The organism is Vibrio sp. T20, from assembly GCF_007858795.1.
GTDB lineage: Bacteria > Pseudomonadota > Gammaproteobacteria > Enterobacterales > Vibrionaceae > Vibrio > Vibrio satsumensis.
Genome location: NZ_VFEB01000091.1, coordinates 14001 through 29143 on the forward strand (window position 1 = coordinate 14001; position 15143 = coordinate 29143).

Consider the following 15143-nt stretch of genomic DNA (forward strand, 5'->3'; position numbering starts at 1 on the left):
TAACTTACAGCGTTAAATTATTGTCTTCTATCATTTTTTGTAAAATTTGTGCTTCTAATGCACTGCTACTATCACCCTGATACAAATCATCATACGTCACCTCGGCGAGCAAGATATTTTGTTGGACGTCATCGTCTCCATTGGCCTTAATCGAAATCGTTACGCCTTCCGCTGATTCTTCTAGATCGAGGTACTGTGTCGCACCAATGCCCGTCGCGATACCTAAGCCACCCAGGATACCTGACAAATCAATCGCATCCGTGTCTGGTGAGGCATCAAAATCTTGAACCACATCGAAGCTCGGCGCATCTGCACTGCCTAAACCTGTAGATTCAAATACAAAGCTATCCGAGCCTGTACCACCAATTAGCAAATCATTGTCATCTGTTGCGGTAATCGTAGAGTCACCTTCAGCCACAAACTCAACCGATACGGTTTGTGGGAGCCCTACCGCTTGGTTATTACCGATTTCTGCTGATGGCTCAATCGTTAGATCAAATTGATCACCACTGTTGTAGCCGCCGGTAATCGCTACATTAGGCACATCCGCCAAGTTCACCACGTATTGTCCGCCGACCATCGAACCATGTGAGAAAGTCAAACCGGCAGGTATGTCATAGATGGTAATAAAACCCTCCTCAGAATCGGCAGGGTTAACGAGAGAAAGATCTAGACCAAGAGGAATCGTGCCGCTTGCTTCAGCGACAATTGATGGGTATTCGAGGCTTAACAACGGAGCATCGGGCTCTGGTGTAATCACCAAAGTCATATCTTGTGAACTTGATTCGCCAGTATCTGTTACCAAATTACCAAGCACCGTATTTTGGTCAACCGTTTGACCAGTGATCGTAATATCGAGGTTGCCCCAAGCGTCTCCAGCAAAGAACTCAAGCTCATCAACGGAGCTCGCAGTCACCAGAATAGTAGCGTGAACACCACCAACCCCATTAGAGATAAACTGCGCGGTTTCAGAGCCAATGCGAATTCTATCAAGCCCAATTAAACCTGAAGGATCCGAAGTCCCATTTACCGTGAGTGTAATTAATAAAAACTCGTCACTGTTAGTTTCAAAACTATTCGCATCGAGTGGAATAACAATACCTTCATCTTCACTACCAATCAGCTGTTCAGGTAGGTCGAAAAACTCAACTTTATCACCGATAGGATTCACACCGACGGTAAACTCAGATTCTGTATAACGAATATCTGTTGTACCAATTTCTTGAGTGATTGCCTCAAGAGCAAGATCCATATCTCCACTGAAATCCCTTGGCGGCAAAATAACTAGGTTCGCAAGCTGACTTGGATCCAACTGCCATTCATAGGTAGGGTTTCCATCGAAGGTACCGCCATCAGCGCCATTGTTTGGAACCAATTCATAGGTATCTCCTACTTTAATTGCGACAACTGCGCCTTCAGGAACTCCCTTTAATGAAAGTGACATATTTTCAGAGCCATCTTGGTCAATCAGCTCTGCGCTAAGTGATGACAATGAAATATAGTTGTCTTCGTCACCTACTATATTCTCCGTCACCAGGTTCGCCGCATCAGCGACAGGCTCAACAGTAATAGTCACCACCGTCGTTTTATCTTGCGTATCCGTTTCAGTCACACAATCCGCTTCATCGGTAATATTTGCTTTCACAGTGAGGGTAATTTCACCACTGTAATGTTCAGGTGGAGTTACCAACACGTCACTCAATCGGCTAGGGTCTGTGACCGTCCAAGTGCCATCGCCATTGTCAACTAACAGCCCGGTGTCTGTTGGAGTTTCAGACAAGGTTGCTCCATTCGAAATGCTCACCGTTAGAGAGTTAACGGTTTCTTTACCAGTAGCGCTGTTACCTTCACCTGTTATTAACTGCCCTGTTTCAACGCTGTCACCAAGGACTAGCTCAAGATTAAGGTCTGTCGCGGTGTCTTCTTGAATGGTTGTAGCGTCAGTCACGACCGTAATGTCGTCCACAACGGGTAGAACTTGAATACTGATGGTTTGGTCTGTTGTAACGGTATCTCCGTTACAAGGAGAGGTCTCAATGGTTTCAATCGTAAAGTTGATACAGCCAGCAAAGTCTTCATCTAAGCCCGTTAACGTTAGTTTCGAGAGTCCATCTGCAGTAATTGAATAACCGACGATCTCACCAGAAGCATCGTATTCAGCAATCACACCATCACCGGAGATCTCAACGCCTTCAGGAAGTGAATCGGCAGGAATATAGAAAGAGATTTCATTGCCTGGATCACTGCCAACATCGGTGTTTAACAAACCAGTAAGATCAATATCTTCCCCTTCAGGTGTTTTAATTTCGCCATCGGGTTGAATCGGGCTTGGTGGACCAACAGGATCACAACTGCCGCCACCGCCATCATGACCAGTAATTTGCAGCGGGAAAGTCGCATCAATATATCTCGCATCTTCGCCATCAATCACACGAGCACGAACCACAATATCCAGTACCGGAGTATCACTTGGACTGGAAATCGTCGCATTATCTAAAATGTACGCTGCAAGCTCTTGGAAAGAGTCACTCGTTAGCCCATCCGCCGATATAATCCAATTCCCCGAGCTATCTTGCGCGGCACCATTAGGGTGCTCAACAATCAACGAATAGCCGTCGGGAATTTCGATCAAAATATAATCGAGGTACTCTGACCCATCGATATCCGCGTCGACGAATGTCACGGCGTTAGATATATCAACAGGCGAGCCATCTGTACTCTGTAAAAGCTCTGTAGAGCCTTCTAATCGAGTATCTAACTCGACACGAGCATCGACAGTCACGCTAATAGAACCAATAATATCTTTAATATCCGTGGCACCAGTTGGAGAGGTATCCGTGACTTCATAGGTGATAGGAATCGAGAATGTTCCGCTTAAATCTTCTGTCGCTGTAACAGAAAGCCTACCGCTGCTTAGAAGATCCGAAAGCGTTGGAGTTGTTGAGTCCAGTAGAGTGTCCAAATCTAAGCCTGAGGCTGGAATCTGAATAGCACTCCCATCAAAATAAAGAGTGAGATCTGCAGGTAGGCTATCAATGACATATCCCGTCAAGGATTCGCTGCCATCAATATCCTGATTCACTGAAGGCTCGAGGTTAAGGCCTATTTGACTATCTTCGATCCCTTGAGTACTCACCACTTGACCGTCTTTTTGGTCAACAATAGGGGCTAACTCTACTTTAAGTGTCATCAGAAATTCACCCGAATCACCATCGGGCTCAGTTGAGATAGCAATAACGGTGAGTTCTAATTCACCACTAAAGTCAGGAACCGGCTTGAGGTACAGGTCATTCAGTTGAGCGTTAGATACTTGGAATACCGGTCCTGTAACATCATCAACATACGCAATCGTCAGTGATACTGGCTCACCCAACGCATCCACCAGCAAAGTGCCTTCCGGAATGTTGGTAAGCAGTATGTTGATCTCTTCTGAAACATCGTCATCCGTCGTTTGTATGAGGAAGTCGAGTTGTATTAACCCATCTTCATTTAAGACCGATTGGTTGCTGATGACTTTACTGTCACTGTCGTATTGCCAATGACCATTACCGCCGTCTACCGCGATAGGTTCATCTACAACACCTTTCAAAAAGATGTTGATGGTTTTTGTATCACTTGACGCTTGCCCATTGATAGGAATAAGTGAATCGACCGTCGACTCGGTCGCTATCGCTGTTACGTTTATTGACAGGTCTTCAGTAAAGGAACTGATATCTTCTTTAGGCTGAATATAAGCAACACCATTGGCGATTGCTTCGGCAGTGACTGAATAGGAATTGTTGCCTATCTTTGCGGTACCATCACCTTCAACAGACCAACCATCTTGAACTTGGATAATATAACTTAACGATTCAGAACCATCGGTGTCGGTAAGAGTGCCTTCAATGACATCTTTGAGATAAATAGCTTCATCCTCTAGTCCCTTATAATCTTTCACTGATAAATGCGGAGTATCTGCATCCGGTGACATTTCGACCACTACGGTATTGACAATATCGGCTGTTTTATCACCTGGATCCGCGAAGGTATTACCCGATTCGGTTGCGACCGCAGTAATCTCAAATTCGAATCGACCCGCTAGGTTTTCATCAGCTCTGATTTCCATTTTATCGATTTGGTTCTGCGTGTACGCTTTACCCTCTTTAATCAAGGCTCCATTCAAGGTGATATTTAACCCATCGGGAATGCCACTAATCGTATAGGTCAGAGCTTCAGACGAATCTTGATCAACGAGCTGAGCTGTAATATCAAGTTTGATAGGGTCAGCGTCATCTTCCACAGATTGATAAGTGAAGACCGAATCAGACCAATCAGGTGCGTCAGCTACAGGTAAAACGGAAACCGCAATATCGGCTGTAAGTTCTTTTGGTACTGTATCTGTGCTAATGATGGCGTTAATCGCCAAAATAACCGTCGACGTGGTGTTAGATTCATGGAGGGCCGGACGATAGGTTAACTGTCCATCTGGGCCAGTAAACTGACTATCAATCGCTGTCAGCTGACTTCCTGATAAGGTGACCTTGCCGTCGACAACTTGAAGTAGCACCCCATCAAGGTACAAGCTACCACCGTTTAGCGATGCTTCGGAGAATTCGATAGCGGTAACGGTTTCGCTTTGGTCAATATCACCAGTTGAGACACTGACAACAATAATCGCATCGTTATCTTCTGTGGTTTCTGAATCTTCATAACGAATAAAGCCTTCGTTATCATCGAGGACAAGTGTCGCAGTACTAGCAACTTCATCACCATCCGCATCTCGGACTAAGTAATCAATGTCATCCACTAGTCTTGGATCATCTGGATTTGTAGCTACATCTGGATTTGTAGTTAGTTGGTAGCGGCCATCTGAGTGAAGCGTAAACTGGCCATACACGCTATTATCAAAATCATTAATTAGCTCAATCTCGATTGACGTAATTACATCGGTAAAAGTGTAAGTATCACCACGATAGTCAAAACTAACGATTTCTGCACCGTCGGCGCCTGCAAACTCTTCGGTTAAGAATTGCCCAGTAAGGTTATCACCCTCAACCAACTCAATAGAACCACTTCGCGCAGTTGGCACACCATCTTTTACGTTGACAGAGTAAGTAGCAGGATCAGAAGTATCTCCATCCGCATCATTAACTGTCAGTTCAAAATTAAGGGCTAGGTTGTTTTCACCATCGCCATATGCGTGATCTAGTGGTGCATAGAGATCAAACTCAGTGGTCCCGTCAGTATTAAAACGAATCCTAAATACGTTATTGCCGTCAGTATCTTGCCCGTAATACCAACCATCAGAATCAACAGCTTGAAGGGATATCGCTTTCCCAGCGCTAGTGTAGCTTAGTGCATCAAATGCAGCGGTATTTACCGTGACAGAAACAACATCATCAGAGCCCTCAATAATACCTAAAGAAGGACTGCTATCCTCTGATCCAACTTGCTGGCCGTCTCCTAACAACCCATCCTCATCAACGGAGATACTTCCAATTACCGATATTTCAGGATCTTTACCGTCATAGATTTTGATGTCAGACTCTTGCGTGTCTCTCGAACCATCGGAATCAATGGTGACGATAGAAGCTGGAATCGTCAGCTCGGTGTCTTTAGAACCTGAGCCATGATCAATGGACTGATACAGTTCAATAACGACATCAACGTTTGTTGAGCCATTGGCTTCAAGGCTGAAGCTGTCTGGTAATTTGATTCTGAAAACAGCATCGCCATTACCAAGAACCGCATCAAAGTTACCATTACCATTATCACGCCAAGTCAGCGCTTCACCATTGCTGGTTACCGCTACACCATCGCTATCTAGAACAGCTTGGCCCGTGGTCACATCCAAACCTAAGAAAACCAGAGGGTCATTGCCCGCGGTAACAGCTAAGCTCACGTTTGCTGTTGAACCAACTCCCGATGGAGTGTTATCAGCAACGGGAATTTCACTCAATTCCACCATTCCAGAGCCAATCGTTGGCTCACCACCATCAGTCACTGATACATTCAGGGTTAATTTGGTTTCATCGTTATCATCATCTCTAGCGGTAACAACAAATGGAATTTGGTCCATAGGAGAACTTTGATCCAAGCCTTTGTTTAGAACAAATGTGTAAGTTACATTCGAGTCAACCTGGCTGTCGGTTTGAGGGAAACTAAGCGTAAAAGCAACGTTCTCCGCACTGACAGAACCAACGTAACCGGTGAGCAAGTTTCCGTTAGGGGAGACAGTGTAGACAATCTGTTCGCCTCCGCTAAATAACAAGGGTTGATCAGCTAAGTTGAAAAAAAGTGCCCCCTCATAGTCACTACCTAAATTGAGGCTGAAAACACCGGTGCTTGATGCAGTGCCACTTGAGAGATCAGATTCATCAATGACCACATTGCTCACACTATCTAGGCTAGGATTCGCCCCATCTTTGACTACCCACTTAAAATTGCCGTCAGTTAATGCGGTGCCATCCAAATCAGTCCCTTTAACGTTCAATGATAATGTGAGTGAATCTCGGACAAAGTCGTGGTTAAGCGGTTTATTCAACACTAAAGTAACGTCCGCCAAAACATCATCACCACTCGCGCTTGCTGCTAGCGTCAGTGTAAAAATAGTTTCGCCGCCAACTTGTGCTGTAATCACTTTACCGTTAGCTGACAAGGTGTAAGAGAGCGGTATCAGAATATCACTCGTAGTTATATTCAGTGCATCGAGTTGATTCAAAGTGCTAATATCAAAAACTAGTGAGTCTGGATCAGGGTTATCAGAACCTCCCAAAACGGAGAACTGACCCACTACCGTTTGGATACCATCTGCAACATCTGTTTCTATTGTTGTCGTACTACCATCTACAATGTGACCACCTGCACCATCAATAATATCGATAATAGCAGTACCACTACCAAAGTCGTTGCTGATATCCCCAGCGACGTAATTAAATGTAATATTTTGGCTGACCGTATGATCAAGGTTTCTATCAGCAACAAAATTCCAATGACCATTCGCAAATACAGTCAAGGTGCCTTCGCTAGTAGTAAATGAAACTGGAGAACCACCGACAATCGTCTTGGTCGTGCCATCAACTTCAACACTTTTTATCGTAAGTTGAGTATCTAGGTCTATATCGTTATTAAGGACGTTGCCAGATGCAACTTCCCCCTCAACCATTTGATAAGATTCATCAAAAACAAGTGGTTCAGAATCTTTAATGATAATAGGTAAATGGCCGATGACCAGCTCCGTAGTGCCATCAGCGTCCGTTTGCAAACCTTCAATAACCAAAGACGTTTGAATAGAATTTAAACCTGTCTCTTGGTCAATCGCCTTGTAGAAGTTGATGTTTACGTTACTGCCAGAAATAGCAGCATCGAATACAATTTCGCCATCGCTTCTTGTTCCAGTTAGGCTTTGTTTGTCACCTGATACGGTAATCGTTATCGACAAGCCTTGAGAAGTTAGCGACTCAGCTATAGTTTGATCTTCGCTAAACGAGAAATCTGCAAAATCGATCCGAATATCAGAAGTTTGTGTTTCGTCTCCAAAAATACCGATGATGTTTTCCGAAAACACAACAGATTCAGGAAGAATAATCGTTGGCATATCATCGATGGCTTCGTTGCCGACTGTATTGAAAACTTTTGCGTCGATCGTCCATTCTGCCGACGAATCCAATGCAGAGATGTCAATGTTCTCCACCTGCCAATTACCCGCGGAATCAACTACGCCCTCAAAGACTAGTGTCTGAGTTCCGTCGCTTACTTCAATGTAAACCGGTAAACCTTCTGCAACATTGGTTGTACCCTGCATGGTGGTAAGTTGGCCACTACGAAATGCCAAAATACTAAAACCATCTAACGTATCAATATCAATAACAGGCGAAACGGTATCAATAACAATGACCCCGGCACTATTTACTGCATTCGCTGGGTTACCAGCGATATCAATAGTGTCAGCCTCAATGGTAATACTGCCATCAGCAAAACTCGTTAAATCGACGCCTTCGACAGACCAAGCACCGTTCACAACCGTCGCCGTCAGCGCGATAACGTTGGTGGTGCTGTCTGAAATACGGATATTGACCGTTTGACCATCCTCAACATTTTGGACGGTACCGAAGAACTTGGCAGACTGAACTTCGAAACTGTTGAGAACACCATCGCCGCCATCATCAACACTTGCGGTGATGCTCGCTAACGTATCTTTGATTATGGTGTCTGTCGCTGTGGTTGGGTTTCCGGCAATATCGATGGTGTTAGCAATCACCGTCAACTCCCCTTCCGCAAAATTTGAGTAGTCTTGTAGAGTGAGAGTCCATGTACCACCCGATACGGTCGTTGTGTATTCTTGGGTGAGTCCTTGGCTATCGGTAATGGAAATGCTTATCGTCTGACCATCTTCAACATTGGCTACGGTGCCGACTAGCGCTCCGTTGGCAATTTCGAATTGGTTGTAAAACTCATCACCAAAACCATCAAAATCAACATCGATTGTAGCTAGGGTATCTTTGATTGTAGAGTCGTTGGCCGCAATGCTGTTACCAAACTCATCAGCAATGACCGCATCGACCTTAAGAGCCCCCTCAGCCAATGAAGAGAGATCAACACCGTTCACAACATAGGTTTCATCGCTTGTGATTGCTGTTGTGGTCACCGTATTACCATTAATGTCAGTGATCGTTAGCAGAACGGTACGCCCGTCTCGAACATCAACAGCGGTACCCGTTATCGTGACTGAAGGTACTTCGAACTGGTTTTCGTAACCGTCACCACCATCTAAAATATCTACGGTTAACGCAGCACTCGGTAAAAGTATGTCGAGATTGCCTTCATTCGATGTTGCGTCGTCTTCAAAGTATTCTGTTGGTCGAGTATCAAAACCGGCTTCTGCCAGGGTTTCGTTTAGTGTAGATCGGACATAGGCAATAAAAGAGGCACTAGCGCTAGGTTGGTCGTTTGAAGCACTCGGCTGTTCTGGCGAGCTTTCAATGTTGTTTACAAGCTGTGTCACAACCTTTTCCAACTGTTGTTCTACAGCTTCTATTTGTGGTTCTGTCAGAGGTTGAGTCTGGTCCAAGTTTTGAGGTTCAATACTCACCACTTGCACGCCCTCGACCTTCGCTTGCGTAGCGGGTAATGGCTGCCAAGTACCGTCAGGAAACACCTGCCAAATTACCCCGCCAACTTCGATATATAAAATAGGATCCATCCTAAACCTCTTCCTTACAAAAACGCTGACCTTGAGAACATCAATTTACTCAATAAAAGGCTGGAGAAATCAGCGAACTCTCTCTTATAAATACTAGCAAACAACAAATCATTAACAGTTAATTAATTACCATTGATACGCTGTAAAGTAAACCGATATGCTGTGACTTGCATTCAGTTATATCTATCGTCACAAAATACATTCAATGAATGTGTCATAATGTTGAAATTACTGGTTAATTTTCAAGGAATGTCATGACTGCAACGAACTATCTCAACCAATTGAATCAAAAGTATCTTGCGACTCATAAAGCGAAAGAGGACTTCTTTTGGGATACCTATATGGGAATCAGTGACGACCATGATGGTTCGACACTCGCGCAGACTCAGTGGACCGAGTTTCTAAGCTCTGCCGAACAGATTACCGCTATTGAAATGCAACTTGCTGCTATCGATGAAATTCAAGACCCCCAAGAAAAAGAAAGTACGTTTACAGGCTTAAATGGCTGGTTGGCGACCTTTAGAGCTCACGCTATTGAGTCTGAGCAGTCACAGAAGCTTAAAACAGACCTCATAAAATTTGAGGCTGAACTGTTTGAGAAAAAACAAAATCACGTAATGACTTACGTCAATGAAACGGGTGAAGAAACAGAGGGCTCCTTGCCAGTTCTAGGCTCAGCAGTTAGAAGTAATAGTAATGAACAAGTAAGGTTTTCTGCACACCAAACACTATTAAATTTAGAGCAATGGCTGCTGGTTAACGGATTTATTGAGCTGATCAAAAAGCGTAATAAGTTTGCCCGATCTCTAGGGTTCAAAACATTTTTTGATTACTCAGTCGTTAAAACTGAACAGATGACCACTGAGCAACTGTTCTCGATTCTGGATGACTTTGAAACACGTACCCGTGATAGTCACCAACAAAGCTTGAAGAACCTAGCAGAGCAAAAAGGTCAGAGCGCCCTCGAAGGCCATAACTTCACCTACTCTTTTGCTGGTGACGTGATGAATGACCTCGACCCTTATGTCCCTTTCTCAAAGTCATTAAGACGCTGGATTGAATCTTTTGGTCGCCTGAATATCGAATATTCACAAGCCACACTGAAGTTGGACTTGCTTGATCGCAAAGGTAAATACCCAAACGGCTTCTGTCACGGGCCTATTCCTTCGTTCTATGACCAAGACACCTGGGTGCCTGCTCAAGTCAACTTCACTAGTAATGCTAAGCCCGATCAAGTAGGCAGCGGCTATGATGGGATCAACACACTGTTTCACGAAGGTGGGCACGCTGCGCACTTTGCTAACGTGAAAATGAACGCGCCGTGTTTCTCTCAAGAGTTTGCACCTACCTCGATGGCTTATGCGGAAACCCAGTCTATGTTCTGCGATAGCCTATTGAATGATGCCGATTGGTTAAAACAGTACGCACTTAATGCAGAAGGACAACCGGTGCCTAATGAGCTCATCAAAGCAATCATCGATAACAAACAACCCTTCAGAGCTTATCAAGAACGCAGCATTTTAGTGGTTCCCTATTTCGAGCGAGCACTTTACGAATTGGCAGATGAAGATCTGACGCCTGAAAAGATCACCGCTCTCGCTCGTAATAGTGAGAAAACGATTCTTGGATTGGCTTGTAGCCCTCGCCCATTAATGGCGATCCCGCATCTATTGTCGGATGAAGCGTCTTGCGCGTATCAAGGTTACCTACTGGCTCATATGGCGGTGTATCAAACTCGTGCATATTTCACCGATAAGTTTGGCTACTTAACGGATAACCCAGAGATCGGCCCTTTGTTAGCTAAGCACTATTGGTACCAAGGAAATAGCGTGAATCATAATGGGACAATCGAAAGCCTGACTGGGGAAGGTTTTAATGCCAAATACCTCGCTGACGAGTGCAACTTATCGCCAGAGGAAGCATGGGCTATTGAAGAGCAAAAAATCAAACAGCTATCGACAAGAGAGCGTGTACCAGTTGCTGATTTGAATGCGAAGATATCGATCGTTGATGGGTCAACCGAGTTGGCGAATAATGATAAATCAAACCATCAGATGTGTGATGAGTTTGAGCACTTTATCGTTGGGCAATACGGTCGATAGATTGTGTTTAAGCCTCTGTAACAAAAATTGAGTTCAAAACTAAAATGAAAAAAGGACGATAAGTTATCGTCCTTTTTAGATTCAGCTTGGGATCTATATCGTGAAACATGCTGAGCGAATTTTGCTATTAAACTCAACATCAACAGAATCAACACTTCTTAGTGATTTTCGATGAATGCCGAATACCTGCCCCGTCAAAACAATATAAAACTTTTCTGTTTTGAGTAAATTCCAAGCTTCATCAAGAGATTCAGCATAAACCTTGTTCTTGAGATCTTGTGGGCGAGTACCTGCGACTCTTCCATGTTTACGTGCCAATTCAAATAGTCCGTTTCGATTCGGTTTACATGTAAACAGGGTATCATTTCCGTAAATAACACCCTTGGCAGTAATGCTTTCAACCATTACATTTCTCCAAATAATAATTCCACTCGTAACACTTGAGTGGCATACCACATGTCGATTTGTGGATGCTTAAACTGCGAAAAGAAGAGAACATGGTGTAACGACCGGGCAAGCTATTACACCATTACCATCAAATTTCTTAGAAGCTCTAAGAGTTCAAGTTCTTAGAAGTAGTAGTAAGCTGCTGCAAATACGTGAGTTTCTTCATCGTATTGCGCACTAGTTTTGCCTACACGGTAACCATCCAGGTCTTGCTTGATATCAATGCCCATGTCAGCGTTGTCAGCAATACGGTACATTGCCGCGATGTTGATGTAAGAAGCATCGACATCGGCTTGGCCATCAAGTTCATTGCTGCTAGATGCGTAACCCGCTGCGATTGTTAGGTCTTCAGAAAGTGTGTAGCCACCCGAAACGTAGTAACCCGTATTCTTAACAGAGTCACTCTCTTCAATCCAAGAGTTCACGCCTAGTTTAAGAGCACCAACTTTAACGTTACCTGTCACTGTGTAAACTTCGTAATCAGCATCGTCATCACGAGCTTCATAACCAGCGTATAGGTTGAATACTTCTTGCTCTAAACCGATGTAACCATTAATGCCTTTATCCGCATCATTATGATCGTCACCTGTTTCAAAGTAAGAAATACCGTAAGCGATACCATTGGTTGCACCCTGGAACTTAACCACGTTGAAGCCGTCTGAAGCATCGCCAGCAGAAGCACCAAACTCATAGGTGTTGTCGCCAGCGCCATCGACTTTGTCTAGTGCTGTATCATTTTCCCAACCGAATGAAGCGATACCAAAGCCAGTGTCGAAACCAATCCATGCTTTGTCTACGTCGGTTGCCGGGCCAGTATCAATACCGTTTGTCCAACCAGCAGTTGCTGCATTCGCTGAAACGTTGTTATCAGTGGTGTAGTTGACCATCATGTCAGTTTCAAAGTAACCAACAATACGGTTGTTACGGTAGTTTACCGCAAGAGTAAGACCGGTTGCCCAGTCATCGTAGAATGCTTTAGAACCCGTATCGTAGTAACCACCAACACCGAAAGAGCCTGATACTGAGAATTGATCTTTGTGCATTGAGTCAAATGCAAACATATCTTCATTTTGGCTATTTTGGCTGCTTGTGTTTACAGCAAAAGCTGAAGTCGAGATGCTTGCAATCGCAAGTGCTACTAATGTCTTTTTCATGATAACCACTACCTATATATTGATTCGGCCTTGTTAGTCCGGCCTTTTGGAGTGGCGCTATTGTTCAAAAAAATACGTTATTGATATACCGTAAATTTACTGAAAATTTTATAGCTTTGGTGAATTAAATTACATAATGATATGTTGATATGGCTTTTATATTGAGAATCGCAAGCCGAGCGTAAACCCGATATCCGTGCTGTTATCCATATTACGGATGTTCTCAATCATCACGGGGTTTGTTAGGCAGAATTAAAAGCCTGAGCCTATAAAAAACATCGTTCAATTAATGCAGTAAATATACTGCTTATCACTCTGTAATATAGAACCAAGAGTTATAAAAAAACGGAGACTAGAACCTCTGATATATATCAGAATCTTATCTTGCACTGAGCTAGTTGAACGAATATCTTCTGTGCATTGACCCAATGAATGTATCGAGTAAGGAAAAACGTGTCTGCTTTAAACCTAAGTTTTGAACAACTATTAATGAAACAATCGACCTCACTTATTAATAGCGATCCTAAAAACTTTCAAACAACTTGGTCAGAAGCAAGTTTTGACGTACTCGATTGGTTTGGGATCGATCGTTTAACGCTATACCCTAATTCAATGGTTTTACTTGAAGATGGGAAAACGTGCTCGGTTTCCAAAGCAAACATACCTCCTGTCGATAAGAAAAGTTTGGTTGGCGGTAACTATCTTGATTACCTAAAGCTATTGAAAACCAATGAAACTTATCTCACTTTTACCAGTGACGAGCTCGTTTCAACCAAAAACTATGTGTTAAAGAAGATCTACAAAGAAGGAGGAAGGTGGCATTGCATCATTCCTTTACAGCTGTTTAACCAACGCTGGGGAGCATTGTCTTTCACTAACTTTCACGACAACGATACCACCTTCAATCTCGAAGATATCCAGCGCTTAAAGTTAGTCTGCGAACTTTGGCTCTGTTATTGGCAACATTCAACGTTAGCCAGAACGCTAAAACAAAATGAGAACTTGTTAGAAGATGATAGTGAGAAGCTATTGTTACTCACAAAAAAACAAACCAAGGTTCTGGCTCTGATTGCTCAAGGGTTTAGTGCAAAAGAGTGTGCCGATAAACTTCACTTAAGCTCGAGAACCATTGAGTCACACAAGTACCGCATGCTAGGTATGTTGAATCTAAACAGCCATAATGACCTTATTCAGTTCGCCTTACGCAATGGTTTAGGTATTGCAGAGAACCTGCATACAACACGTTAAAACAAGGTATTCGATGCCCTTCTGCTCTTTATATATTAACGTTCGATGTTTCTTGAGATCAATAATACCAGTTACTCGTTACCTTCACTCAGAGCAAATTTGATCTCGTCTGAAGAGAACCCCTTTCGACTGAGCATTGCGTAAGCCTTGGATCGTTCTTTATGATCATTTAGATCGTAAGATTTCTTCTGTAATTGTTCTAAACACGAAGAATAGAAGTCTAGTTGCTCTTCGTTAATCAATCGTTCGATTAGCGATGACAGTTCACTTGTGTCGATTTGTCGCTGCCTAAGCTCTTGCTGAATGGCAGTCAGGCCCTTGCCTTTACGAGCATACTTCAACACCTCTTTTTCCAAATCGGCTTTCTCGGCCTTAATTTGAATGTTACTTTTCAGTTGATGCGCTTGTGGGTGCTGGTCAATCGCTACCTTAACTTGTTGATAGCTAAAGCCACGCTTTTGCAGGGTCGCGACTAGCTTTTCACGGCTCATAGTAAAGCTTGAGTAATAGTGGTTGACTCGTTCTATCAAGATGGTTTGTTCATCAATAGACTTTTCGAAGGACACCTTATGAATCGCATCAGAAATCACAGAGTCCGTCAGACCCTTCTTCTTCAGTTTTTCGACAATATATCGAGAACCAAATTCACCAGAAAAAGCTTGTTCCACGAATTGTTCTGCAAACACTTGGTCAGACTTGAGATACCCAAAGCCTTTCAGAGTCCCTAAAGTTTCATCGATCCATTCTTGATTGTCGGTTTTCACTTTGAGCTTCGCAACCAACTCACTTTCCGTCATATCCCTCTGAGTTAAATGCCACATCGCAGAGTTCATAACACTTTCAATTCGCGTCGCTTTTCTTACCGTTGTATTTCTACTATTCGTTTTTTGCTGTGAATCATCCATTCGCTTTCAACTGTCCAGATTGAGCCTACCCCATCATAACTTAATTCTAAGATGGGTGGAGTGACATAAAGAATGAGGCTCAATATAAACGACAGCCAAAAAAATG

6 protein-coding genes and 1 pseudogene are annotated in these 15143 nt (G+C 43.5%); 2 read left to right on the forward strand and 5 right to left on the reverse strand.

All coding sequences use genetic code 11. The features are described 5' to 3' along the window. Positions 1–4: 4 nt before the first annotated feature. Entirely contained in the window at positions 5–9181 is a 9177-nt protein-coding gene (locus tag FTW16_RS09780; RefSeq protein WP_146490897.1) for an RTX toxin, read from the reverse strand. Positions 9182–9435: 254 nt separating this feature from the next. On the opposite strand from FTW16_RS09780, the gene FTW16_RS09785 reads away from it, so the two are divergent. Then, positions 9436–11283, forward strand: coding sequence for a M3 family metallopeptidase (locus FTW16_RS09785; protein WP_146490898.1), 1848 nt, complete (start codon positions 9436–9438; stop codon positions 11281–11283). 93 nt (positions 11284–11376) lie between these two features. Here FTW16_RS09785 and FTW16_RS09790 read toward each other — a convergent pair whose 3' ends face one another. The 3 genes and pseudogenes from FTW16_RS09790 to FTW16_RS09800 form a co-directional block, all read right to left on the reverse strand. After that, on the reverse strand, positions 11377–11688 hold the full coding sequence (locus FTW16_RS09790; protein ID WP_146490899.1) for a hypothetical protein: 312 nt from the start codon (positions 11686–11688) through the stop codon (positions 11377–11379). A gap of 164 nt (positions 11689–11852) precedes the next feature. Then, positions 11853–12884 (reverse strand): porin, encoded by a 1032-nt coding sequence (locus FTW16_RS09795; protein WP_146490900.1) that lies wholly within the window; start codon positions 12882–12884, stop codon positions 11853–11855. A 156-nt stretch (positions 12885–13040) separates the two neighbouring features. After that, positions 13041–13118 (reverse strand): annotated as a pseudogene (locus FTW16_RS09800) (DUF3187 family protein); the annotation flags it as partial. Between the two features lie 219 nt (positions 13119–13337). Here FTW16_RS09800 and FTW16_RS09805 point away from each other — a divergent pair. Continuing rightward, positions 13338–14132, forward strand: coding sequence for a response regulator transcription factor (locus FTW16_RS09805; RefSeq protein WP_146490901.1), 795 nt, complete (start codon positions 13338–13340; stop codon positions 14130–14132). A 71-nt stretch (positions 14133–14203) separates the two neighbouring features. Here FTW16_RS09805 and FTW16_RS09810 read toward each other — a convergent pair whose 3' ends face one another. Beyond that, positions 14204–15037, reverse strand: a complete 834-nt coding sequence (locus tag FTW16_RS09810; RefSeq protein ID WP_146490902.1) for a regulatory protein RecX — start codon at positions 15035–15037, stop codon at positions 14204–14206. Positions 15038–15143 lie beyond the last annotated feature (106 nt).

Coding starts and splice junctions, on each gene's coding strand:
- FTW16_RS09780 (WP_146490897.1), bottom strand. CDS start 9,181: ATGGATCCTATTTTATATATCGAAGTTGGCGGGGTAATTTGGCAGGTG.
- FTW16_RS09785 (WP_146490898.1), top strand. CDS start 9,436: ATGACTGCAACGAACTATCTCAACCAATTGAATCAAAAGTATCTTGCG.
- FTW16_RS09790 (WP_146490899.1), bottom strand. CDS start 11,688: ATGGTTGAAAGCATTACTGCCAAGGGTGTTATTTACGGAAATGATACC.
- FTW16_RS09795 (WP_146490900.1), bottom strand. CDS start 12,884: ATGAAAAAGACATTAGTAGCACTTGCGATTGCAAGCATCTCGACTTCA.
- FTW16_RS09810 (WP_146490902.1), bottom strand. CDS start 15,037: ATGGATGATTCACAGCAAAAAACGAATAGTAGAAATACAACGGTAAGA.